The organism is Kitasatospora sp. NPDC059722 (assembly GCF_042733235.1).
Lineage (GTDB): Bacteria > Actinomycetota > Actinomycetes > Streptomycetales > Streptomycetaceae > Kitasatospora.
Genome location: NZ_JBHWGD010000037.1, coordinates 35,046 through 59,306 on the forward strand (window position 1 = coordinate 35,046; position 24,261 = coordinate 59,306).

Below are 24,261 nucleotides of genomic sequence, written 5' to 3' on the forward strand. Positions count from 1 at the left end.
AGTGTGGGTGTCTGCTGAGCTGCCCCCCCCCCCCCCCCGGCCCCCGCCCCCCCCCCCGCCCGCGCCCCCCCCCCCCGCGCCCCCCCCCGCCGCCCCCCCCCCCCCCCCCACCACTGTCGTATCTGAAGGCCTAGAACTCGTCGTCGAAGGAGACCGAGCCCTCGACGGCGACCTGGTACGCACTCACCCGGCGCTCGAAGAAGTTGGTCAGCTCCTGGACGTTCTGCAGCTCCATGAAGCCGAACGGGTTCGTCGAGCCGTAGCGGATCGGCATGCCGAGGCGGGCCAGGCGCTGGTCGGCGACGGCCTCCAGGTACTGGCGCATCGAGTCCGTGTTCATCCCGACGAGACCGTCACCGCACAGGTCCTGGGCGAACTGGAGCTCGGCCTCGACGGCCTCCTCCAGCATCTCCGTGACCTGCTTGGCCATCTCGTCGTCGAAGAGGTCGGGCTCCTCCTCGCGGACGGTGTCCACCACCGACATCGCGAAGTCCATGTGCATGGACTCGTCGCGGAACACCCAGTTGGTGCCGGTCGCGAGGCCGTGCAGCAGGCCGCGCGAGCGGAACCAGTACACGTACGCGAAGGCGCCGTAGAAGAACAGGCCCTCGACGCAGGCCGCGAAGCAGATCAGGTTCAGGAGGAACGCGCGGCGGTCCTCCTTGGTCTGCAGCGAGTCGATGTGGTCGACCGCGTTCATGTACTTGAAGCAGAACTGGGCCTTCTGGTGGATGGAGGGGATGTTCTCCACCGCGGCGAAGGCGGCGTTGCGGTCCTCGGGGTCGGGCAGGTAGGTGTCGAGCAGCGTCAGGTAGAACTGGACGTGCACGGCCTCCTCGAACAGCTGGCGCGACAGGTACAGGCGCGCCTCCGGGGAGTTGATGTGCTTGTAGAGGCTCAGCACCACGTTGTTCGCGACGATCGAGTCGCCGGTCGCGAAGAACGCCACGAGCCGGCCGATCAGGTGGCGCTCGCCCTCGCTGAGCTTCGCCAGGTCGGCGACGTCGGAGTGCAGGTCCACCTCCTCGACGGTCCAGGTGTTCTTGATCGCGTCCCGGTACCGGTCGTAGAACGACGGGTAGCGCATCGGGCGCAGCGTCAGTTCGAAGCCGGGGTCGAGCAGCATCTTGCGGTCGTTCTCGGTGGTGCTCACTGGCAGGCCTCGCAGGACTCGGGGTTCTCCAGGGAGCAGGCGAGGGCGGCTTCCTGCTCCGGGGTGAGGGTCGGCGTGCCCACCGGGATCGTGTTGGCGGGCACCGGCGCGGCGGCGCGGGCGGCACCCGGCGCGGCCTGGGCGATGCGGGTCGCCGGGCGCGAGCGCAGGTAGTAGGTGGTCTTCAGACCGACCTTCCACGCGTACGCGTACATCGAGCTGAGCTTGCCGATGGTCGGCGCGGCCATGAACAGGTTGAGCGACTGGCTCTGGTCGATGTACGGCATGCGGGCCGCCGCCAGGTCGATCAGCGCGCGCTGCGGCAGCTCCCAGGCCGTCCGGTAGAGCGAACGGACCTCGGCCGGCAGCCAGTTGAAGTCCTGGACCGAGCCGTTGGAGTCGCGCAGCGCGTCCCGGGTCTGCTGGTCCCAGACGCCGAGCTCCTTGAGCTCGCGCACCAGGTACGGGTTGACCTGGAGGAACTCGCCGGAGAGCGTCTCGCGCTTGAACAGGTTGGACACCTGCGGCTCGATGCACTCGTACACGCCGGCGATCGAGGCGATCGTCGCGGTCGGCGCGATGGCCAGCAGCAGCGAGTTGCGCAGGCCGGTGACGGCGATGCGGGCGCGCAGCGCCTCCCAGCGGTCGGCCCACTGCGGGGCGGCCGACGGGAAGTGATCGATGTGCAGCTCGCCGCGGGCGGCGCGGGTCTCGCCGTACGCCTCGTGGCGGCCCAGCTGCTCGGCCAGGTCGGCGGAGCGCTCGTAGGCGGTGAGCATGATGCGCTCGGCGATGAGCGTGGACAGCTGCGCGGCCTCGGCCGAGTCGAAGTCGATCCGCAGCTTGAAGAAGACGTCCTGCAGGCCCATCACGCCGAGGCCGACCGGCCGCCAGCGGGAGTTGGAGGCGCCGGCCTCGACCGTCGGGTAGAAGTTGATGTCCACCACGCGGTCGAGGAAGGTCACGGCCGTGCGGACGGTGGCGTCCAGGCGCTCCCAGTCCATGGCGTCGGCCAGGTCCTCGACGCAGGCCCCGTCGGCCACGTGGGCGCCGAGGTTGACCGAGCCGAGGTTGCACACGGCGGTCTCGGAGTCGTCCGTGACCTCCAGGATCTCGGTGCACAGGTTGGAGGAGTGCACCGTGCGGCCCGGCAGCGCGGTCTGGTTGGCGGCGCGGTTGGAGGCGTCCTTGAAGGTCATCCAGCCGTTGCCGGTCTGCGCGAGGGTGCGCATCATGCGGGCGTAGAGGGTCTGCGCGGGGATGGTGCGCACGGCCTTGCCGGCCTGCTCGGCCTTGCGGTAGGCCTCGTCGAACTCCTCGCCCCACAGGTCGACGAGCTCGGGCACGTCGGCGGGGGAGAACAGCGACCAGTCGGCGTTGGCGTTCACGCGGCGCATGAACTCGTCCGGGATCCAGTGCGCCAGGTTCAGGTTGTGGGTGCGGCGCGCCTCCTCACCGGTGTTGTCGCGCAGCTCCAGGAACTCCTCGATGTCGGCGTGCCAGGTCTCCAGGTAGACGCAGGCCGCGCCCTTGCGGCGGCCGCCCTGGTTGACCGCGGCGACCGAGGAGTCGAGGGTGCGCAGGAACGGGACGATGCCGTTGGACTTGCCGTTGGTGCCGCGGATCAGGCTGCCGCGCGAGCGGATGCGCGAGTAGGACAGGCCGATGCCGCCGGCGTGCTTGGACAGCCGGGCGATCTGCGCGTAGCGGTTGTAGATCGAGTCGAGGTTGTCCAGCGGCGAGTCGAGCAGGTAGCAGCTCGACATCTGCGGGTGGCGGGTGCCGGAGTTGAAGAGCGTCGGCGAGGAGGTCAGGTACTCCAGACGGCTCATCAGGCCGTACAGCTCGGCGACCTCGCGCACCGACTGCTCGCTGTCGCCGACCGCCAGGCCGCAGGCGACGCGGAGCAGGAAGTGCTGCGGGGTCTCGACGACCTTGCGGGTGATCGGGTGGCGCAGCAGGTAGCGGGACTGCACGGTGCGCAGGCCGAAGTACTCGAAGCGGTCGTCGCCCTGGGGGTCGATCAGCGCGTCGAGGGCGGTGGCGTGCTTGGCGACGAATGCGGCGGTGGTGTCGCCGATGAGGCCCTCGGCGTGGCCGACGGCGACGGAGGCGGCGAAGGAGACGGCGCCCTGGCCGACGGCCTCGTCGACGATCTCCAGGGCGAGCAGGCGGGCGGCCAGCTTCGAGTACTGGGGGTCCTCGGCGATCATCGACGCGGCGGCGTCCACGGCCAGCCCGCGCAGCTCGGCGAAGTCCGAGCCGGCGTGGCGCCCGCGCAGCGCGGCGGCGGCGACGTGGCCGGGGTCCACCTGGGGGAGATCGGCGCTGCGGTCGGTGAGGAGTCGCAGGAGCGCGCCGCCGGGGTCGGAGACCGTCGGGTCGGCGGGGGCGGAGCCGGTGCCCTGGGTGGGCAGGGTGGCTGAGGCAGCGATGGTCAAGGCGCTCTCTCCTGGCGGCGATCGGCGGCGGTGATCGGAGTACCGGGCCGTTCGGGGCAGGGGCGCACGCGCGCGGGCACGCAAGGGTGCGTCGCACGACGGTGTCATCCCCGGCCCGCCCGCGAGGCTCGGAACGTACTGCGTGTGCTGCCGGCCTCTGCGGGAGGGCCTCTGCACGCCGTCGGCAGGTACTCGGACTCGCGGGAGAGGCTCTGTTGAGCCGCCCGCACACCGCTGCGGGGCAGTCCCGGACTCGCACCGGGTTCCCCTGCGTCGACAGCAGGGATGAGCATACATCTAGTGCCGGGAATCCGATGCAGCCCCACATGTAGTGTCGCGCGGCACAGTTGTTCGAGCCAGCGTGCGATAAACTGCTCAGGCCGGGGGGTGCCATTCCTGGCTCGTGCGGGTGTCGCACGGGCGCATCCGCACCTGCGTCGCGCCGCTCGCGGCCGTTCCCGGAGAAGCGCCCGGAGAGGTCCCCGAGGGGGCCGCCGGGTTCGCCGGGTTGTCGATGCAGCGCCCCGAGTCCTGGTTCGCGAGCTGTCCCGTCGGGGTCACCCGCCAGCGCTGGTCGGGCCGCGCGGTGCACGCGGTGAGGACGGGGAAGCCGATCGCGGGGTCCTCGACGCAGCGGCCGGACTGGCCGATCGAGCCGTCGTCCGCCATCGTCCAGGTCTGGGCCGGGGAGCCGTCGCAGGTGCCCGCGCCGACCGCCGCCGGGTCGCCGCCGACCCGGCTGTCCAGGCACAGGCCCGGCAGGGCCGAGGTGATCGCGCCGCTGGGCTGCCCGGCGGCGGCCTGGAAGGAGAACGAGTCGCTGCCGAGCCCGGCGCCGCCGTCCCAGATCTCGAAGCCGGCCTGGACGGCGCACAGGTAGGAGCCGGCCGGGACGTAGCCGCGCTGGACGGCGTCGCGGGTGAAGGCCCGCAGGTCCAGGTCGGTGACGGAGGCCGTGCTGGTGGCCATCTCGTAGGTGATCAGGGTGTGGCTGCCCGTCTTCGGCGCCTGGAACACGCGGTAGGAGGTGCCGCCGGCCTTGAGCTCGCCGGCCTCGTCGCCGAAGGGGGTCTTGCCGTTGCCGCGCAGCCAGATCATCAGCTCGGCGCTCTCGGTGAACGAGCAGCTGGTGCGGCTGTTGCTGTACCAGATGTCGTACGAGGCGTTGTAGACGCCCGAGTCGACCTGGGTGGTGTGCCAGCTGCTGGTCGCGTAGCGCAGGTTGTTGACGGGGATCGGCAGCGGCCCGGTGCCCGGCTGGAACTGGGTGCTGATGTGCGGGTACGCGCCGGGGCCGCGCAGCGGGTCGGTCAGGCTGGCCGGGCCGACGCCGCTGCGGGTGACCTTGAAGCCGGTGGCGCCGTCGGTGCTGCTGATGCACAGGCCCCCGGTGGCGTTCCACTCGTTGGGGTTGATCAGGTAGCGGCCGGAGTCCACGGTCTGCGAGGGGTAACGGTTCTGCGCGGTGGAGCACAGCTCGCCGGCGGTCGCGGCGGGCAGCGGGGTGACCACGGGGGCGGCCTTGACCGGTCCGGCGGGATCCTTCTGGTCCCGGGGGAGCAGCAGGGCGCACAGGACCAGCGCGAGGACGGCGGCCGGTGCGAGCGCCCACCACGGGCGCCGGCCGGCGGGTCCGGCGCCGGGTATGGCGGGGTTGGTCATGGGGTGCTCGCCTCCCTGCTGCTGCGTGGTCGTGCGGTCCGTCGGCCGGACCTGGGGCGCGCTCACCCTGCGGGGGTGGAGCTCGACCGCGGCCGGGTGGCCGTGCCGGTCGGCTTCCGGGCCGGCGGGCTCGGTTTGCCGGCCGACGGGGAGGCCGAGGGCGACGGGGAGGGGTCGGGCGAGGGCGCGGGCGGCGGTGGCGGCGGCGCCGCGGTCAGGGCCGGCACCGAGTGCACGGTCCACGGCGTGTTGTAGCGGGGCGCGGAGACCCCGGCGGCGTACGCCTGCGCGGCCGCGTCGGACGCGGCGACCCGCCAGTCGACCTCCTTGCGCGCCTCGTACCAGATCACGCCGATGATGTCGGGGTGCTGGGGGAGCTGCGCGAACATCTCGCCGATCCACTGCGCCTTGAGCCCGGAGGTGTCGGTGGCGCCGGTCTCGGTGATCACGACGGGCTTCTGGGTGAAGCCCCGGAGCTCCTTGATCGTCGGCTGGAAGATCTGGTCGAAGGACTTGTACTTCTCGACGCCGGTGGTGCCGTAGTAGCCGGACAGGCCGATCCAGTCGACGTAGTCGTCGCCGGGGTAGAGCGTGTTGAGGCTGGTGGCGTTCTCGTAGTCGACGTTGGGGCTCCACACCCAGGTGACCTTGGTCGCGCCGACCTGCTTGAAGATGTCGTGGACGTGCTTCCAGGCCTCGACGTACTGGCCCTTCTTGTTCCCGTTGGACTGCTCGGCCCACGGGTACCAGTAGCCGTTCATCTCGTGGGCGAAGCGCAGCGCGACGGGGTAGCCGAGGCCCTTGACGCCCTCGGCCCAGGTCTTGATGTAGTCGTCGAACCTGCCGTCGATGATGTTGGAGAGGGCGTACTCCGGCTGTTCGCCGCGGAGCTTGTCCTCCTTGGCCTCCTTGCGGTAGTCCCACGGCTCCCAGGCGACCATCGGCATGATGCCGCGCTGGGCGACGGTGTCGAAGACCCGGCGGTCGAACTTGCGGTCCCACCAGCCGACCGAGAACTCCAGGACGTTCGGCTGGTGCTTGACGGCGGAGGTGAACTCGTCGAGCGGGGAGAGGTCGTACGGGCCGGTCTTGGTCATGATGCCGGTGAACGCCTCGCCGGCCGGCGGGAACTGCGGCGCCGGGGCGGGCGTCGGGGCCGGGACGGCGCTCGCGCCGGGGGAGGCCGTCGCGGGGGTGGCGGTCGGGGGCGCGGCCAGGGCGCTGGTGAGCCAGGTCGGCATCGCGGTCGGGGCGGCGCCGGCGAAGCCGTACGGGTCCTGGTCGTGGCCCCGCGACAGCCGGGGCGCGAGCACGAAGGTGTAGCCGACCATCAGGGCCAGGGCGACCAGGGCGGCGATCCGGGGGACGGTGATCCGCAGCATCAGCGGCCCTCCTGCTCACGGCGGCCGCCGGCCCGCGCAGGCTCCAGCAGCTCCTCGAACTCCTCGGCGGTGTCGGCCTCTTCGGCGCGCGCGGGCCGGCGGCGCTGCGTCGGCACCGGCCGGGCGGCGGGCGACTCCTCGCTTTCGGGCGCTGCGGGGGCCGCGGGGACGGCGATGGCTTCCGGGACCTCGACGGCCTCGACGGCCTCGACGGCCTCGACGGCCTCGACGGCCTCGACGGCCTCGACGGCCGCGACGGCCTCGGCGGCTTCGGCGGCCTTGGCCTCGGCGGCGCGCTGGGCACGGGCCTCGCGGCGGCCGCTGACGAAGGAGATCACCGGCGGCGCGACCCCGGTGAACAGGCTGACGACCGCCCAGAACCGCAGGATCCAGATGTCGTGGTGGAGCGTGAAGCTCGCCCCGAGCAGCCCGCCCGCGACCGCCGCCCACAGCAGGTGCAGCCGGAACGTCGAGAGCGACTCGGCGCTGCGCAGGTCGCCCTTGGCGGTGACGGCGTACGCGAGCGGCCGGCGCAGCAGCGCGGCGAGCGCCGCGGCGACGTACACCGGGCCGGCGAACAGGGCCAGGCCCATGCCGGCCATGCCGATCTCGCGCCGCTCGTGCGCGGCCAGGTTGAACCGGCGCAGCCACAGCCACAGCACGAACCAGCTGCCCATGCTGGCACCCCACAGGGCCATCCAGTGGGTGCTGTTGAGGTGGATGGAGGTGACGCCGAGGGCCAGGTAGACGGAGGTGGCGAGGCTGCCGAGGACGGTGTTGACCGCGACGCTCGGGTAGTAGAACTGGACGAGCCCGTAGAGCACGCGCTGGCGCAGCCGCAGCTTGAGGCCCGAGCGCAGGCGGCTCTTGAGCAGGATCTCCCAGATGCCGTAGGCCCAGCGCTTCTGCTGGTTGAAGTAGTCGGTCCAGGAGGTCGGCCCCTCGCCGACGGCGAGGACGTCGGGGGTGTAGACGCCCTTCCAGCGGCGGTCGGTGGCCGGGTTGACGGTGGCCTGGATCCGCATGCTGGTCAGGTGGTCCTCGATGATCGAGTCCTGGTAGCCGCCGATCTGCTGCCACGCGGTGGGCCGGTACAGGTGGTTGGTGCCGATCAGCAGCGGCGCGTCCATGCCGTTGCCGCCGCGCTCGACCAGGCCGGAGAACAGGTACTGCTGCACGGAGGCGCCGTGGGCGACCCAGTTGTCGTACATGTTCCCGTAGACCTGCGGGGCGACGACGAACGCGGTGTCGGGGTCGCGGAAGTAGCCGAGGGTGCGCTCCAGGAAGCAGGGCAGCGGGACGTGGTCGGGGTCCATCTGGGCCACGACGTCGTAGCCGTGCTCGTGTTCGGCGCGCCAGGAGTTGTGGTTGCCGGACTTGGTCTTGGCCCGGAACTCGCCCTCGGCCTGGTTGTACTCGGGGCGGCCCTTGCGGCTGAAGTGGTGCACGCCGAGGCGGGCGGCCATCTCCTTGACCCGGTCGTCGTCGCCCTCGTCGAGGATCCAGACGTCGACCTGGCCGTCGTACTCGATGCGCAGCATCGCTTCGAGGGTGCGCTCGACGATCTCGATCGGCTCCTTGGAGGGCACGATCGTGGTGAGCACGGCGACCTTGAGGCCGGGCGGCGGGGTGACCGGCAGGGGGTCCTTGGCGCGGAAGGCGAAGACCCAGACGGCGAGGTTCTGGACGAGCCGGATCACCTCGACGGTGATGACGGCGCAGAAGCAGATGCGCGCGAGGTTGATCCGCCAGTCCGGGGACCAGCCCACGCCGGAGCCGGGGATGTGCTCGGGCAGCAGCAGCCAGCCGACGAAGGCGAGGCCGGCCAGCGCGTTGACCGTGACCAGGACGGTCATCACGAACTTGACGCCGCGGGAGGACACCGAGCGGTAGCGCACGGCGGCGCCGTCCTCGCCCGGGGACAGCGGGCCGGTCGCGTCGGCGCCGGCTATGTAGGCGCGCTGGGCGGCGCTGTTGCGCACGTCGCGGCGCACGAGCCGGCGTTCGTGGCGGGCCCGGGGAAGCACGCGTCCGTGGCGTCCTCGTCCCCGGCCGGTCCGGTTCGCCGCATGTTCGTTGGTGGAGTCCACCGGTATTCCCCCATACAACGCCCCGTCGCACCGGAGCCGTTGGTTTCCTGCCTTGTCGACGCCCGTGGGCCGTGGTCACCCGCCCGTTGCTGAACGGTTCGGCGGGACCGACACGTTATACCTGGGGTCGGATTGTCGTTCAAGCGGTCAGCATACGGGCAGCGGTGGGCCGGCCACAGCCGGGGTCCGGCGGTCGCCGCGGCGCGAAACGCCGCAGGCCCCGCCGGGAGGGGCGGGGCCTGCGGGGAGTTTCACCGGTCAGGGCGTGATCTTGACGGAGTTCGCGATCTGGTCCATGACCGTCAGCGGCGGGGCCTCCGCCGCCTGGTCCAGGCAGATCTGCAGCACCGGGACGGTGGTCGCGCCGGCCGCCGGGGTGACCTCCAGGACGCCGCAGTAGCTGTCCGGGGTCGAGGAGCCGCTGGACATCGGCACGTGCCACAGGGCGAGGTAGCCGTCCAGGCCCTGGATCTTGACGGCCGACTGCTTCACCGGCTCCGGCGGGCTGGGCGCGTCCGAGCCGTAGCGGGTGTTGTAGAGCAGCTGGCCCATGCCGAGCACGAGGGACTTGGGGTCGGACCAGCCGCCGTTGAACACCCGGAGGTTCTGGACGACGATGCCGCGCGTGCAGGCGCCGTTGCCGTGGCCGACGCAGGCGTACGGGTTGACCGCGTACCGGACGTCGGTCGGGGTCTTGGCGTCGTTCTGGACCTGCCAGTCCTGCGGCACCATGAAGTTCATCTTGCCGTCCTGGCCGGTCACCTGACGCCCGCCCGCGAGCGGCTGGCCGCCGGTCAGTGCGGTGCCCATGAAGCCGTTCGGGCTCTTGGGGTCGCCGGCGGCCGCGGGCGCGGTGCTCGCCGAGGCCTTTGGGGAGCCGCCGGTCTTGTGCCCGACCACGTAGCCGGCGCCGGCCATCGCCAGGGACAGCACCACGGCGCCGACGGCCAGCAGGATCCGGTTCTTGCCGCGCTTCGGGTCGACGGTCTCGAAGACCACCGAGGTCGGGATCGGCTGCGGCGCGGACGCGGCGGGACCGGACAGCGGGTTCGGCTGCGGCGCGGGCTGCTGGACCTGCGGCTGGACGGGCTGCGGGGCCGGCGCGGGCCGGGCGGCCGGGCCGGACTGCGGGCCCGACGTGGCGGTCTGGGTCGGCAGGGACGGCATGGTCGGGGTGGGCGGCGCTGCGGCCGGGCCCGGCGCCGGTGAGACGGCCGTCGGGGCCGCCGCGTCCGCGGGGGCGCCCGGGGCGCCTCCGGGCTTGGCCTGAATCTTGTCGGTCCAGGTGGAACCGTCCCACCAGCGCAGCGTGTTGGGCTGGCCGGAAGGGTCGTCATACCAGCCGCTAGGCGCACTCCCCGTCGTCATGCGGCGGATCCTAGCAGTGTCCCTATCGGATGGTCATTTCAAGTCACCGGCCTTCGGCCACCAGCCGCGCACGCTGCCGGAACGCCGTCAGAAGGCCATCGCGTACACCATCAGGTCCATGCCCGGGAAGGGCGCCCAGTCGCGCTCGGGTGCGCGCCGGAACCCGACCCGCTCGTATATGCGGTGGGCGGCCGTCATCCGCGGCTGGGTGGAGAACGCCATCCCGGCCAGTCCGAGTTCGCGGGTGCGGGCCAGGGCGGCGCGCACCAGGGCCTCGCCGACACCCCGCCCGCGGGCGGCCGCCGCGGTGGCGAGCATCCGGATCTCGCCCTCGCCCGGGACGGCGATGTCGGCCCACTCGGTGCCGCCGACCGCGAAGGTCACGCAGCCGAGGACCCGTCCGCCGGCCACGTCGACCGCGACGAGCAGCTCGGCCTCCCGGGCGCGGCGGCCGGCGTCGCGCAGGAGCTCGACGTAGCTGCTGTCGGGCGCGGTGTGGCCGTCGCCGACGAACGCCTCGACGGTGATGCGGCCGGCGTCGGCGAGGTCCTCCTCGCGGGCCGGGCGGATGACGATGTCCATGTGGAAAGTGTGCCGGAGCCGTGCGCGGTCCTGATCCCGGGGGTCGCGCGGACCGGTAGGACGGCCGGGTCCGCCGACGGGCGCAGTGAAGCGGCGGGCATGGTGCCGTACAGGCGGTCGAGGCGTTCCGGGCCGGCCGGGTAGCCGCCGGCGCGGTGCCAGTTGTCGCGGCCGGCGGCGGCGCCGCGGGAGACCTCGCGGCCGATCAGGGTGCCGAGCAGGCCGAACCCGCCGACGGCGCCGGCCAGGGCGATTGCGCTCGCGATCGTTTCGGAGTCCATGGCTCCACCCTGGCCGGACCGTGCGGGTGCCCACGAGTGGCAGGAACGACCGTTTGCCTCGAATTCCTGCCACGCGGCTCTTCCGTCGGCCGAGGTCCGCCGGGCATGCTGATCCGCATGCTCAGGAACGTGGTCGCGGTCGTGCTGGAGGACATCCACCCCTTCGAGCTCGGCGTCGCCTGCGAGGTGTTCGGCCTGGACCGCACCGGCGACGGCCTGCCCGGGTACGACTTCGCACTGGCCGGCGCCCGTCCGGGCCCGCACCGCACCCACGCGGGCTTCTCGATGGACGTCCCGCACGGCCCGGAGCGGCTGGCCGGCGCCGACCTGGTGATCGTCACCGCCTCCGCGATCCGTCCGCGCTACCCGGAACCGCTGCTGGAGGCGCTGCGGGCGACGGTCGCCGGCGGTGGCCGGGTGCTCTCCATCTGCAGCGGTGCCTTCGTGCTCGGCGCGGCCGGACTGCTGGACGACCGCTGCGCCACCACCCACTGGCGGCACACCGAGGAGCTCGCCGAGCGCTTCCCGAAGACCCGGGTCGAGCCGGACGTCCTCTACGTCGACGACGACCCGGTGATCACCTCGGCCGGGACGGCCGCCGGCATCGACGCCTGCCTGCACCTGGTGCGCAGGCTGCAGGGCGCCGAGGTGGCCCGGGCGATCGCCCGCCGGATGGTGGTGGCCCCGCACCGGGAGGGCGGGCAGGCCCAGTTCGTGAACCGCCCGCTGCCCGAGGGCGACGGCGACTCCCTGGCCCCGTTGCTCGACTGGATGCGCTACCACCTGGACCGGGAGTCCACCGTCGAGCAGCTGGCCGCCCGGGTCCACATGTCGCCGCGCACCTTCGCCCGCCGCTTCCAGCAGGAGACCGGGACCACCCCGCACCGCTGGCTCACCGGGCAGCGGGTGCTGCTCGCCCAGCGGCTGCTGGAGTCCACCACCGAATCGGTGGACGCGATCGCCGCCCGCTGCGGCTTCGGCAACGCGGCGGCCCTGCGCCACCACTTCGGGCGCCGGCTCGGGACCACGCCGCTGGCCTACCGGCGCTGCTTCGCCGGGCCGGCCGTCGCCGGGGTCCGGCCGGAGTGACGCGCCGGGCCCGCACCGTCGGTCCGTCGCCGTCGGTCCGGCACCCTCAGTCCGTCACCGTCAGGTGCCCGGTCTCGTTCCAGTGCGACGGCCGCAGCCGCCCGTCCCGGGCCCGCCACAGGCTGGTGGAACAGTTGTGCACCGGCCCGAGCGTCATCAGCCGCTCCTCCGTGAGCCGGTCCAGCGCGTACCGCAGCATCAGCACGGTGCAGTCGTGCGCCACCAGCAGGACCGGCCGACCGGCCTCCTCCTCGCACACGTCCCGCAGCAGGCTGCGCACCCGCAGCGCGACGTCCGCCCAGGACTCGCCGCCGGGCGGGCGGTAGTACAGCTCGCCCATCTTGCGCCGCCGGGCCGCCTCCTCCGGGTACTTGGCCTCGATGGCGGCCTTCGGCAGCATCTCCAGGACGCCGAGCTCGCGGTCGCGCAGCCGCTCGTCGTGGCGCACCGCGAGCGTGACCGGGACGGCGCCGAGTCCGGCGGCCTGGGCGAGCGCGATCCGGGCGGTCTCGGCGGTGCGCACGTACGGCGAGCACCACACGCTGCGCGGGCGGTCGGCGCTGGGCAGCGCGGCCCACCAGCGGCCGAGCGCCTGCGCCTGCTGCTGCCCGTGCAGCGACAGCGGGATGTCGGCGTCCCGGCAGCTGATCGGCACGCTGAGCGCGCCGGCCGCCTCGGCCAGCTGGAACTCGACGTTGGCGGTGGACTCGCCGTGCCGGGTCGCGATCAGCACGGACGGCAGCCGCACCGCGGGCGGCTGGCCGTTCGCGGGCTGGCCGTTCGAAGCCTGGCTGTTCGTGGCTTGGCCGTGTGTGGCGACGGACGGACGGGTGGACTGGTGTTGACCGTTGAGGGTGGTGCCGAGTTCTGCCATTGCCGCGAGCTCCCCGTGGTCGATCAGGTGCCGGCCGGTGGTGTCCGGTCCGGTCTGGTGGTGCCCGGCGTGCGCGCCCGCTCATACATATGATCGCGCCGCCTTCTCCCAGTGTTCACGGAGAAGACGGCGCGATCACAGGGCGCGCACGCGGCCAATCAGTGCGCCGCTACGGGCTCCGGCGCGTTCTCCGGCTCGTCGTCGCCGCCGGTCTCGGCGCTGTAGTCGGCCGGCCTCGTCTCGTCCGGGCCGTAGGGCGCCCGGACGGCCCGCAGCACCAGGGTGAGGGCCACGGCGACGACCAGGTTGAGCACGAAGGCGGTCAGGCCGATGTAGCCGTACTGCCCGATCCCGGGGATCTCGGCCGCGTTGCCGCCGAAGTGCTTGGTGGCCGGGCTGGCGATCCCGTACGCCTCCCAGGTGCCGTAGGCCATGCCGGCCGCCCACCCGGCGAACAGCGCCCAGTGGTGGAACCAGCGGGTGAACAGGCCGCCGACGATCGCGACGAAGGTCTGCAGGATCCACAGGCCGCCCAGCAGCTGGAGGTTGATCGCGGCCTGCTTGTCCATGCCGAGCACGAAGACCAGCGCGCCGACCTTGACCAGCAGCGAGACCAGCTTCGCCACCCGGGTCTCGTCGGCCGCGGTGGCGGAGGGCTTCAGCCACTCCTTGTAGACGTTGCGGGTGAAGAGGTTCGCCGCCGCGATCGACATGATCGCGGCCGGCACCAGCGCGCCGATGCCGATCGCCGCGAAGGCGACGCCGGTGAACCAGTCCGGGAACATGTCCGCGAACAGCTGCGGCACCGACAGCTGGGCGTTGAACTTCTTGTCGCCCTTGCTGACGTTGGCCGCGATCGCCATGAAGCCGAGCAGCGCGAGCAGGCCCAGCATCAGCGAGTACGCCGGCATGATCGCCATGTTCCGGCGCACCGTGTTGCGGGACTTGGAGGCCAGCACGCCGGTCACCGAGTGCGGGTACATGAACAGCGCCATCGCCGAGCCGAGCGCGAGCGTCGCGTACGTCCACTGCTTGTCGCCGGGGACGGTCAGCGACCCGGCCGCCTTCGGCGCGCTGAACTTCTGGTGCGCCGCCTCGAAGATGTGGCCGTACCCGCCGAGCCGGATCGGGATGTAGATCACCGCGACGATGATCACGATGTAGACCAGTGCGTCCTTGACGAACGCGATCAGGGCCGGCGCCCGCAGCCCGGAGGAGTAGGTGTAGGCCGCGAGCACGCCGAAGGCGATGAACAGCGGCAGGTCCTTGACGAACCAGTTCGCGTTCGCGCCGCCGCCGACGCCCAGCACGTCCAGCACGGCCTGGATGCCGACCAGTTGGAGCGCGATGTACGGCATGGTGGCGAGGATCCCGGTCAGCGCGACGACCAGCGACAGCGGCCGCGAGCCGTACCGCCCGCGCACGAAGTCGGCCGGGGTGACGTACCCGTGCACCCGGGAGACCGACCACAGCCGCGGCAGGAAGAGGAACACCAGCGGGTAGGCGACGATCGTGTACGGCACCGCGAAGAAGCCCGCCGCGCCGGTGGCGTACACCGCCGCGGGGACGGCCACGAAGGTGTAAGCGGTGTAGAGGTCGCCGCCGAGCAGGAACCAGGTGACCCAGGTGCCGAAGCTGCGGCCGCCGAGGCCCCACTCCTCCAGGTGCTGCGCGTTGTCCGCCCGGCGCCAGCGCGAGGCCAGGAAGCCCATCACGGTGACCAGGAGGAAGAACAGCACGAACACGGTCAGGGCCGGGACGTTGACGTCCTTCATCGCGCGCCACCCGCCTTCGCGGCCCGGCGGGCGGTTGCGCGGGCCTTCTCGTCGCGGTTGATCAGCAGGTACGCGGCGACGGTGAACACGGCCGACACCGGTACCCAGAGCAGCTGGTACCAGTAGAAGAACGGCATCCCGCCCACCGCCGGGCCGGTTTTGTCGTAGGAGGACACCCAGAGCATCGCCACGATCGGCACGAGCAGGGCGAGCCCGGCCAGCACCCGCTCGGGCGTCACCACCGGGAGCGGTGCTCCCGGTGGCTCGGGCATGACATGTTCGGTGACATCGGGATCAGACGGCATCTTCGGCTCCGCTCCGCAGGGTCCACCCCGTCGGCGCCGCAGCCCCCGGGACGCCGTGCGCACCCCCGGGACCCGCCGAGCAGCACCATCGGTGATCGGCTGTCAGTACGGCTGCGCAATCTAGACCATGGAGTGATCCATGTCACTGGGAATGACAGAACTTCCCGCTATCCGGACGCCGTGCGGGCACCCCCACCCGGCGCGCGTTCGCGGATGGGCGCCGGTAAAGACGAAACGGGCACCGGCGCGTGCGCCGGTGCCCGGAATTCGGGAGCGGGGGAGCGGTCTATTCGGGGCGCTTCAGGCGGGTGATGAACTTGTAGCGGTCGCCGCGGTAGATCGAGCGCACCCACTCGACCGGGTTCCCGTCGCCGTCGAAGGAGTGCCGGGAGAGCTGGAGCATCGGCAGGCCGAGGTCCGAGCCGAGCAGGCCGGCCTCGCGCGGGTTGGCGAGGGTGGTCTCGATGGTCTCCTCGGCCTCGGCGACGGTGACGCCGTACACCTCGCGCAGGGCCGCGTACAGGGAGTTGTGCTTGGCGAGGTTGCGCCGCAGGGCCGGGAAGCGCTTGGCGGACAGGTGGGCGACCTCGATGGCCATCGGGTCGCCGTTGGCCAGCCGCAGGCGCTCGATGCGCAGCACGCGCCCGCCGGGCTTGATGTCCAGCAGCGGGGCGAGCCGGTCGTCGGCGGTGATGTAGCCGATCTCGATCAGCCGCGAGGTGGGCTCCAGGCCCTGGGCCCGCATGTCCTCGGTGTAGGAGGTGAGCTGGAGGGCCTGGGCGACCTTGGGCTTGGCGACGAAGGTGCCCTTGCCCTGGATGCGCTCCAGCCGGCCCTCGACGACCAGCTCCTGGAGGGCCTGGCGGACGGTCGTGCGGGAGGTGTCGAACTGGGCGGCGAGGGCGCGCTCCGGCGGGACCGGGGTGCCCGCGGGCTGGGTCTCGGTGAGCTGGAGCAGGTGGCGCTTGAGGCCGTAGTACTTGGGCACGCGCGCGGTCGGGTCGGTGCCGGCCTGCGCGGCGAGGTTCTTCACCTCGGGGTCGTTGACCTGGGCGCTGGTTCCCCCGTCGCTGCTCATCGGACCTGTTCTCCCGCTTCTCGCGGGGCCTTCACCGGCCCCGCCACATCGTTAACGGGTCACATCGTTGCATGTATGGCTACGGAACGAATACCTCATCACGCGATGAACGATGTGCGGTGTCGGCTTGATAACGGGTGGTCCTGATCGGTCGAACAGCCGTTGACAGGCCCATTGGTCTAGGCCAAGCTCCAGGCATCTGGTCTACACCACTAGACCGGTGACTACGAATCCCCCCACCCGTTCGAAGGGGTCCGCGGCACCTTTCCTCCCGCTATGCGTGGGTAAGCCGCTGCCACCCGACGGGGGCAATCCAGGCATCCCTCAGGAGGATGGCGTGAAGCGTCAGCTCATCGCGGCGGTCGGCGTCGCGGCAATGGTCGTGGGTCTCGCGGCCTGCGGCTCGGACGGCAAGAGTGACGACAGCAAGAGCGGTTCGTCCTCGGCGGCCAAGAACTTCGACGGCAAGACCCTCACCGTGTGGCTGATGGACGGCTCCGCCCCGAAGGGCTGGGAGGACAGCGTCAAGGCCGACTTCACCGCCGCCTACCCGGGCGCCAAGCTCGACATCCAGACCCAGAAGTGGAACGGCATCGGCCAGAAGGTCACCGCCGCGCTCTCCGAGGGCTCGGTCGACGTCCTGGAGATCGGCAACACCCAGACGGCGGGCTACGCGGCCACCGGCGGTCTGCTGGACATCACCAAGGACAAGGCCAACGTCGGCGGCGCCGACTGGGCCGCCAACCTGAACGAGTCCTCGATCCTGGACGGCAAGCAGTACGCCGCCCCGTGGTACTTCACCAACCGCGTGGTGACCTACAACAAGGACATCTGGGGCAAGGCCGGCATCACCACCGCGCCGAAGACCCTCGACGAGTTCTACGCCGACCTGGACAAGGTCAAGACCGTCCAGGGCGTCACCGACCCGCTCTACATGCCCGGCCAGGAGTGGTACGCCTACTTCGGCCTGCTGACCAGCGAGGGCGGCAAGTTCGCCAAGAAGGACGGCGACAAGTGGGCCGGCGGCCTGTCGTCCCCCGAGGCGCAGAAGGCCTTCGAGACCTACAAGAAGCTGCAGAGCTACTCGGCCACCGCCCCGAAGGACAAGGACGAGGCCACCCCGCAGCAGAAGGACGTCTTCGCCAAGGGCAACATCGGCACCATCATCGGCCTCGGCTGGGAGATCCCGAAGCCCGAGGAGCTGGCCGCCGACAAGATCGGCTACTTCCCGCTGCCCGGCAAGACCGCGGACAAGCCCTCCAGCGTCTTCCTCGGCGGCTCGAACCTGGCCATCGCCCAGCAGACCAAGAACCCCGAGCTCGCCAAGGGCTTCCTCAAGATCGCCATGAGCGACAAGAACGAGGGCCTGATGGCCGGCGCCGGCCTCATCCCGAACAAGACCTCGCTCAACAGCCAGGTCGTCGGCGACTTCGCCAAGGCCGCCCTGCCGGCCTCGGCCAACGGTGCGACCACCCCGAACGTGCCGACCTGGAGCAACGTCGAGAACGAGCCGAACCCGATCAAGGACTTCCTGACCGCGGCGCTCACCGGCGACTACGCCGCCGCCGCCAAGAAGGCCGACGACGAGATCGCCAAGCGTCTCAACCAGAAGCAGTAAGGCAGTCGAGCGGCGTCGCTCACCGGCTCCCGGCGGGGGGCCGGTGGGCGGCGCCTGTCCGTCGTGACGGGTTGTCAGGAAGAGAGAACGATGGCTGTGCATTCGCAGCGGGTGCAGACACAGTCCCCGGAACCAGGGAAGACCGCGGTGGCAATGACAGACGAGATCGCCACTTCCGGTGCCGAGCGCACCCCGAAGAAGGGCCGCAGACCGGCGGACGGGCCGAGCCTGGGTGCCCGGAGCGCGCCGTACCTCCTGCTGCTGCCGGCCATCGCGGCGACCGTCTTCCTGCTGGGATGGCCACTGCTCAAGATCGCGGTGGTGTCGTTCCAGAACCTCAACAAGCGGCAGTTCATCCAGCACCTGACCGAGTGGAACGGCTTCGCCAACTACACCGAGCAGCTCGGCAGTTCCGAGTTCTGGACGATCACGCTGCGCACGGTGGTCTTCACCGCGGTCAACGTCGTCCTCATCATGGTGTTCGGCTCGCTGATCGGCCTGCTGCTCGACCGGCTCGGCAAGCGGATGCGCCTCGCGCTGTCCGTCGCGCTGCTGCTGGCCTGGGCGATGCCGATCGTCGCCGCGACCACCGTCTACACCTGGCTGTTCGACCAGCACTACGGCGTCGTCAACTGGTTCCTGGACAAGCTCGGCTGGCACTCGATGGCCGACTTCAGCTGGACCAGCGGCGAGTACTCGACCTTCTTCGTGGTCATCCTGCTGATCGTCTGGCAGTCGATCCCGTTCGTGGCCTTCAACACCTACGCGGGCCTGACCACGATCCCCAAGGAGCTCTACGAGGCCGCCCGGATGGACGGCGCCGGCTCCTTCAAGGTCTTCGGCTCGGTGATCTTCCCGATCCTGAAGCCGTTCTTCCTGGCCACGACCTTCCTCGAGGTCATCTGGGTCTTCAAGTCCTTCACCCAGGTCTACCTGATCAACAAGGGCGGCCCGGACGGACTCACCCGGACCCTGCCGGTCCACGCCTTCCTGGAGGGCTTCGGCGCCCAGCGCTTCGGCGTCGGATCCGCGATCGCGGTCCTGACCATCCTGATGCTGAGCCTGCTGATGGCCTACTACTTCCGCATCATCCTGAAGCAGGAGGACGAGCTGTGAGGCGCTCGCTCATCGGACGCACCTGGCCGAACGCCGTCGCGTCGGTCCTGTTGGTCTTCTTCCTTTTCCCCGTCTACTGGATGTTCTCGACGTCCTTCAAGCAGGACAAGGACATCGTCAGCCGGGACCCGGTCTTCCTCCCGCTCGACGGGACGCTGGCCCACTTCGACCGCGCGGTGCACGTCGACCACTTCTGGACGTACGTCACCAACAGCCTGATCGTCACGGCCGGCGCCGTGGTCGGCTCGCTGCTGATCGCCACCCTGGCCGCGTTCGCGATCGCGCGGATGAGGTTCCGCGGCCGCAAGGGCTTCGTGCTGGTCGTCATGGCCGCGCAGATGGCGCCCTGGGAGGTCATGATCATCGCGGCCTACCTGATCGTCCGCGACAGCGACCTGCTCAACAACCTGGTGCCGCTGACCGCCTTCTACATGATGATGGTCCTGCCCTTCACGATCTGGACGCTGCGCGGCTTCATCGCCGCCGTGCCGAAGGAGCTGGAGGAGTCGGCCATGGTGGACGGCTGCACCCGCACCCAGGCCTTCGTGAAGGTGATCTTCCCGCTGCTCGCCCCCGGCCTGATGTCGACCTCGCTGTTCGGCTTCATCACCGCCTGGAACGAGTTCCCGCTGGTCAACATCCTGAGCAAGCAGGTCCAGGCGCAGACCCTGCCGCTGTGGCTGTCCTCGTTCCAGACCAACTCCGGCACCGACTGGGGCGCCACGATGGCCGCGTCCACCCTCTTCGCGCTGCCCATCCTCATCCTGTTCGTCTTCCTGCAGCGCAAGGCGGTCAGCGGTCTGACCGACGGCGCAGTGAAGGGCTGAGAAACCGTGAGCATCCTCGTCCCCACCGTCGCCGACAGCGACCAGCTGCACCGCGACGCGCTGACCGTCCTGCAGCCCGGCTTCGTCGGCACCGAGCCGCCGGAGTGGCTGCGCCGCCACCTCGCCGCCGGGCTCGGCTCGGTCGCCCTGTTCGACCGCAACGTGGTCGACCTCGACCAGTTGTCCGCCCTCACCCGGGCGCTGCGGGCGGAGAACCCCGACCTCCTGATCGCCATCGACGAGGAGAGCGGGGACGTCACCCGGCTGGAGGCGGGCTCCGGCTCGTCCTGGCCCGGCAACCTCGCCCTCGGCGCGATCGACGACCCGGCGCTGACCCGGGACGTCGCCCGGGAGCTCGGCCGGGCGCTGGCCGCGGCCGGCGTCAACTACAACTGGGCGCCCACCGCGGACGTCAACTCCAACCCGCGCAACCCGGTCATCGGTGTGCGCTCCTTCGGCGCCGACCCGGAGCTGTGCGCCCGGCACACCGCCGCCTGGGTGGAGGGCCTGCAGTCGGCCGGCGTGGCCGCCTGCTCCAAGCACTTCCCCGGCCACGGCGACACCGCCGTCGACTCGCACCACGGCCTGCCGGTCATCGACGTCGACCTGGACGTGCTGCGGGCCCGGGACCTGATCCCGTTCCAGGCGGCCATCGCGGCCGGCACGAAGGCCGTCATGACGGCCCACATCATGATCCCGGCGCTGGACCCGAAGCTGCCGGCCACGCTCAGCCCGACCGTCCTGCGCGACCTGCTCCGCGCGGCCCCGGCCGACGGCGGCCTCGGCTACCAGGGCCTGATCGTCAGCGACGCGATCGAGATGGGCGCCATCGCCGACACCTTCGGCATGGGCGAGGGCACGGTGCTGGCCCTGGCGGCCGGCGCGGACGCGATCTGCGTCGGCGGCGGCCTCGCCGACGAGGAGACCGTGCTGATGCTGCGCGACGCCATCGTGGCGGGCGTGCGGGCCGGGCGCCTCGCCGAGGAGCGGCTCGCGGACGCGGCCGCCCGGGTGCGGGCGCTCGGCAGCTGGGGCCGGATCTCGGCCCAGGGCGAGCGGCCGGAGCCGGACCTGGCGGTGGGCCTGCGGGCCGCCCGCCGGGCGCTGCGGGTGGTGCGGGCGCCGGGCCGCGAGGCACGGCCGGTGACCGAGCGCCCGTTCGTCGCCTCGTTCTCGGACGAGCCGAACATCGCCGTCGGCGACGTCACCCCGTGGGGCGTGGCCGGCATGCTGGCGGACCGCTTCCCCGGCACCCGCACCCGCGAGGTGTCGGCGGCCGAGGCCGCTCCGGAGCTGCTGGACGCGCTGGTCGCCGAGCTGGTGGCCGGCGCGGAGGGCCGCCGCATGGTGCTGGTGGTGCGCGACGCGCACCGGCACGCCTGGATGTCGGCCGTGCTCGGCCGCCTCGTGGCGGCCCGTCCGGACGCCGCCGTGGTCGAGATGGGCCTGCCCCAGTCCGAGCCGGTCGGCGCGCTGCACATCGCCACCCACGGCGCCGCCCGGGTCTGCGGGCTGGCCGCCGTCGAGGTGCTCACCGGCCAGCCGGGAGCGATCGGCTGAACCTTCGCGGGGACGTCACCGGCCGGGCCGGGGGACGTCGGCCGACGGGCCCGTCATGCGCATGCCGCATGGCGGGCCCGCTCCGTTTCTCGGCGACGTGTCTTCCCGGCGCCGTGTTCTCCGTTCTCCCGGCGCTGTGGCTTCCGGGCGCCGACCGGCGACGGCGCGCACATGACCGTGTTCCCTCAAGAGAGCCTTAAATCCAGCTTAAGTTCTACTTAGGGTGACGAGGGCGCGACTGATCGCCACGGGAATGCTTCGCGGTACAACAGCTCTGCAACGGCCGTGGCGGGAAAGGCATTTGGCCGTTGACACCACCATTGGTCTAGGCCAGAGTCCACTCCATCCGGTTCGAGATTCGACCTCGCCGGACGTGGTATCGGCCCTCCCCGAAGCTCTACGCCCCTGCCCGGACCCTCCGCTGCGGGCGCCATCACGCTGCCGGCGGGCACCAACGGCTCTAGCACCCTCGGAGGATGGCGTAATGAAGCGTCAGCTCGTGTCGACGTTCGGGATCACGGCCCTGGCGGTCGGTCTGACGGCCTGTTCCTCGGCCGGCGGACCGGCGGGGGACGCCGGCAGCTCCGCCGCCGACCCGAAGAACGCGACCGGCACCGTCACCGTCTGGCTGATGGACGACGCCCAGAAGAACTGGCCCGACCTGGTGCAGCGGGTCAACGACGACTTCGCGGCGAAGTACCCGAAGGTCACCCTGCGGCTCGCCTACCAGGGCTGGGCGGACAAGGTCGGCAAGCTCGACAAGGCGATCGCCGACGGCACCGCACCCGACGTGGTCGAGCTCGGCAACACCGAGACGATGAAGTACGTGCTGTCCGGCGCGCTGTCCCCGGTCGACCGGACCAGCTTCGACAACTCCGACAGCTGGATCAAGGCGCTCGCCAACACCTGCACCTACCAGGACAAGCTCTGGTGCGTGCCCTACTACGCCGGCGCCCGGGTCGCCGTCTACAACGCGACCGCCTTCCAGCAGGCCACCGGCAGCGCCGACTTCCCGAAGACCGAGACCGACCTGACGGCCGCGCTCGACAGGATCGCCGACAAGAACAAGGCGGACCGGAACTACTCCCCGCTCTACCTGCCGGGCCCGTACTGGTACGCGGCGATGAGCTACGTGGCCGCGGCCGGCGGCAGCATCGCCAAGTTCGACAGCTCGGGCAACTGGCACGGCACCCTGCACGACGCCAAGTCCCAGCAGGGCATCGCCCACTTCGCCGACCTGGTCCGCAAGTACAACAAGGGCGACCTCTCGGCCAACGAGCAGAACCAGTACGAGTCGATGGCCCGCGGGCGCACCGCGGCCTTCTACGGCAACGGCTACGAGGCGGCCAGCGTCATCGCGCCGGGCACCGGCGACCCGACCCTCAAGGACGCCGTCAAGGTGGCCACCATGCCCGGCCCGGACGGCAAGCCGCTGCCCACCTTCATCGGCGGCTCGGACCTCGCCGTGACCGCGAAGTCCCCGCAGGTCGCGCTGGCCGCCGACTGGATCCGGATGTTCACCGGTACCAAGTCGCAGCAGGCGCTCGCCGACAAGGACATCCTGCCGAACAACCTCACCCAGCTGAACCCGCTCAAGAGCCGGCCCAACACCGCCGCCGCGGCCAACGCGGTGCCGGACGCCTGGTTCACCCCGCTGGCCCCCGGCTGGGGCGCGGTCGAGAAGCAGAAGATCATCCCGGACATGCTGACCGCGATCCTCAAGGGCAAGTCGGTGGACCAGGCCACCAAGGACGCCGACGCGGCGATCGACCAGCTGATCAACAACCCGTCCTGAGGCGTCGGCCGCCCGCCGGCCCGGGACCGGGGCGAGCAGGCGGGCCGCCGCCCCCGTAGGATTGCGGCAGGAATCACCGCAGCGAGTGTGCGGACTCGCCGCCGTAGAGGTCCCCGCCGGGCAGTCAGGCCCGAGCGGGGTCGAACCACTCATCGGAGGCACATCCAGATGTCCGACACGCAGACTGTTTCCGTCCCCGGCCGGATCATGGCGGCGGAGATGGCCGAGCAGCCGGCCGTCCTCCAGCGCATCCTCGACGAGGGCGCCCCGAAGATCCGCGAGGTCGCGGCCGAGATCGCCGCCCGCAACCCGCGCTTCGTCCTGCTGACCGCGCGCGGCACGTCCGACAACGCGGCGCTGTACGCCAAGTACCTGATCGAGATCCTGCTCGGCAAGCCGGCCGGCCTGACCTCGATGTCCACCACCACCGCCTACGGCGCCACGCCGGACCTCACCGACTGCCTGGTGATCACGGTCAGCCAGTCCGGCGGCTCGCCGGACCTGGTGGCCTCCACCAAGGCCGCCCGCGAGGCCGGCGCGATCACGCTCGCCGTCACCAACAACGCCGCCTCGCCGCTGGCCGAGGTCTCCGAGTTCCACATCGACGTGCTGGCCGGCCCGGAGAAGGCGCTGCCCGCGACCAAGACCTACACCGCCGAGCTGCTGGCGCTGTACCTGCTGGTCGAGGGCCTGCGCGGGGGCGACGGCTCGGCCGCCAAGGAGCTGCCGGCGCTGGCCGCCGGCGTCCTGGCCCGCCAGGCCGAGGTGAAGGCCCTGGCCGAGCGCTACCGCTTCGCCCAGCGCCTGGTCATCACCTCGCGCGGCTACGGCTACCCGACCGCCCGCGAGGCGGCGCTGAAGCTCATGGAGACCACCTACATCCCGGCCTCCCCGTTCTCCGGCGCCGACCTCCTGCACGGCCCGCTGGCCATGGTGGACAACGTCTCGCCGGTCATCGCGATCGTCCCGGACGGCAAGGGCGGCGAGGCCCTGCAGCCGGTGCTGGACCGCCTGCGCGGCCGCGGCGCGGACCTGGTCGTCGTCGGCCAGCAGGCGCAGGTGGACGCCGCCTCGGCGGGCTTCGCGCTGCCGGCCGGCGTGCCCGAGGAGGTGCAGCCGATCCTGGAGATCCTGCCGCTGCAGCTGCTGGCCTACGAGGTCACCATCGCTCGCGGCCAGGACCCGGACGCCCCGCGCGCGCTGGCCAAGGTCACCGAGACGCACTGACGCCCGGCGACAGCAGAACCGGCCCCCCGTCCACAGCC

Annotated in this window: 18 protein-coding genes and 1 riboswitch; of the genes, 7 read left to right on the forward strand and 11 right to left on the reverse strand. The window is 71.4% G+C overall.

The window, feature by feature from the left end; genetic code table 11:
• Window positions 1-130: 130 nt before the first annotated feature.
• The 7 genes from ACFV4F_RS23225 to ACFV4F_RS23255 all read right to left on the reverse strand — a co-directional run bounded on the left by ACFV4F_RS23225 (window position 131) and on the right by ACFV4F_RS23255 (window position 10,678).
• Entirely contained in the window at window positions 131-1,126 is a 996-nt protein-coding gene (locus ACFV4F_RS23225) for a ribonucleotide-diphosphate reductase subunit beta (protein ID WP_380438601.1), read from the reverse strand.
• A 23-nt stretch (window positions 1,127-1,149) separates the two neighbouring features.
• On the reverse strand, window positions 1,150-3,594 hold the full coding sequence (locus ACFV4F_RS23230) for a ribonucleoside-diphosphate reductase subunit alpha (protein ID WP_380438511.1): 2,445 nt from the start codon (window positions 3,592-3,594) through the stop codon (window positions 1,150-1,152).
• Window positions 3,595-3,759: 165 nt separating this feature from the next.
• Window positions 3,760-3,904: riboswitch (cobalamin riboswitch) on the reverse strand.
• Window positions 3,905-3,969: 65 nt separating this feature from the next.
• A complete protein-coding gene (locus tag ACFV4F_RS23235; protein ID WP_380438513.1) occupies window positions 3,970-5,256 on the reverse strand; it encodes a ricin-type beta-trefoil lectin domain protein in 1,287 nt (428 codons plus the stop codon).
• 62 nt (window positions 5,257-5,318) lie between these two features.
• A complete protein-coding gene (locus ACFV4F_RS23240; protein WP_380438515.1) occupies window positions 5,319-6,638 on the reverse strand; it encodes a glycoside hydrolase family 26 protein in 1,320 nt (439 codons plus the stop codon).
• The gene (locus tag ACFV4F_RS23245) at window positions 6,638-8,665 is read right to left on the reverse strand and encodes a glycosyltransferase family 2 protein (RefSeq protein WP_380505111.1); all 2,028 of its coding nucleotides are present in this window, start codon (window positions 8,663-8,665) and stop codon (window positions 6,638-6,640) included. Before ACFV4F_RS23245 ends, ACFV4F_RS23240 begins: the two co-directional genes overlap by 1 nt.
• A gap of 321 nt (window positions 8,666-8,986) precedes the next feature.
• Window positions 8,987-10,096, reverse strand: a complete 1,110-nt coding sequence (locus ACFV4F_RS23250) for a DUF2510 domain-containing protein (RefSeq protein WP_380438517.1) — start codon at window positions 10,094-10,096, stop codon at window positions 8,987-8,989.
• 87 nt (window positions 10,097-10,183) lie between these two features.
• Complete coding sequence (locus tag ACFV4F_RS23255) at window positions 10,184-10,678, reverse strand: GNAT family N-acetyltransferase (RefSeq protein ID WP_380505114.1); 495 nt, start codon at window positions 10,676-10,678, stop codon at window positions 10,184-10,186.
• 398 nt (window positions 10,679-11,076) lie between these two features.
• Here ACFV4F_RS23255 and ACFV4F_RS23260 point away from each other — a divergent pair, with 398 nt between their 5' ends.
• Window positions 11,077-12,048 carry a helix-turn-helix domain-containing protein gene (locus ACFV4F_RS23260; RefSeq protein WP_380505117.1) on the forward strand — a complete coding sequence of 324 codons (972 nt, stop codon included), beginning with the start codon at window positions 11,077-11,079 and terminating at the stop codon, window positions 12,046-12,048.
• A 46-nt stretch (window positions 12,049-12,094) separates the two neighbouring features.
• Here ACFV4F_RS23260 and ACFV4F_RS23265 read toward each other — a convergent pair whose 3' ends face one another.
• The 4 genes from ACFV4F_RS23265 to ACFV4F_RS23280 form a co-directional block, all read right to left on the reverse strand.
• On the reverse strand, window positions 12,095-12,922 hold the full coding sequence (locus tag ACFV4F_RS23265; protein ID WP_380505119.1) for a histidine phosphatase family protein: 828 nt from the start codon (window positions 12,920-12,922) through the stop codon (window positions 12,095-12,097).
• 158 nt (window positions 12,923-13,080) lie between these two features.
• A complete protein-coding gene (gene mctP, locus ACFV4F_RS23270) occupies window positions 13,081-14,697 on the reverse strand; it encodes a monocarboxylate uptake permease MctP (protein WP_380438524.1) in 1,617 nt (538 codons plus the stop codon).
• Window positions 14,694-14,969, reverse strand: a complete 276-nt coding sequence (locus tag ACFV4F_RS23275; protein WP_380438526.1) for a DUF3311 domain-containing protein — start codon at window positions 14,967-14,969, stop codon at window positions 14,694-14,696. The genes mctP and ACFV4F_RS23275 overlap by 4 nt, the downstream gene beginning before the upstream one ends.
• Window positions 14,970-15,288: 319 nt before the next feature.
• Window positions 15,289-16,080 (reverse strand): GntR family transcriptional regulator, encoded by a 792-nt coding sequence (locus tag ACFV4F_RS23280; RefSeq protein WP_380438528.1) that lies wholly within the window; start codon window positions 16,078-16,080, stop codon window positions 15,289-15,291.
• 337 nt (window positions 16,081-16,417) lie between these two features.
• Between ACFV4F_RS23280 and ACFV4F_RS23285 the strand changes: the two genes are divergently transcribed.
• From ACFV4F_RS23285 to ACFV4F_RS23310, 6 genes are all read left to right on the forward strand, one after another.
• The gene (locus ACFV4F_RS23285) at window positions 16,418-17,698 is read left to right on the forward strand and encodes an extracellular solute-binding protein (RefSeq protein WP_380438530.1); all 1,281 of its coding nucleotides are present in this window, start codon (window positions 16,418-16,420) and stop codon (window positions 17,696-17,698) included.
• Between the two features lie 153 nt (window positions 17,699-17,851).
• Window positions 17,852-18,814, forward strand: a complete 963-nt coding sequence (locus ACFV4F_RS23290) for a carbohydrate ABC transporter permease (protein ID WP_380438603.1) — start codon at window positions 17,852-17,854, stop codon at window positions 18,812-18,814.
• Entirely contained in the window at window positions 18,811-19,641 is an 831-nt protein-coding gene (locus ACFV4F_RS23295) for a carbohydrate ABC transporter permease (RefSeq protein WP_380438532.1), read from the forward strand. Before ACFV4F_RS23290 ends, ACFV4F_RS23295 begins: the two co-directional genes overlap by 4 nt.
• A 6-nt stretch (window positions 19,642-19,647) precedes the next feature.
• Entirely contained in the window at window positions 19,648-21,201 is a 1,554-nt protein-coding gene (locus ACFV4F_RS23300) for a glycoside hydrolase family 3 protein (RefSeq protein WP_380438534.1), read from the forward strand.
• Between the two features lie 484 nt (window positions 21,202-21,685).
• The gene (locus ACFV4F_RS23305) at window positions 21,686-22,996 is read left to right on the forward strand and encodes an extracellular solute-binding protein (protein WP_380505122.1); all 1,311 of its coding nucleotides are present in this window, start codon (window positions 21,686-21,688) and stop codon (window positions 22,994-22,996) included.
• Between the two features lie 168 nt (window positions 22,997-23,164).
• Window positions 23,165-24,223, forward strand: a complete 1,059-nt coding sequence (locus ACFV4F_RS23310) for an SIS domain-containing protein (RefSeq protein ID WP_380438538.1) — start codon at window positions 23,165-23,167, stop codon at window positions 24,221-24,223.
• Window positions 24,224-24,261 lie beyond the last annotated feature (38 nt).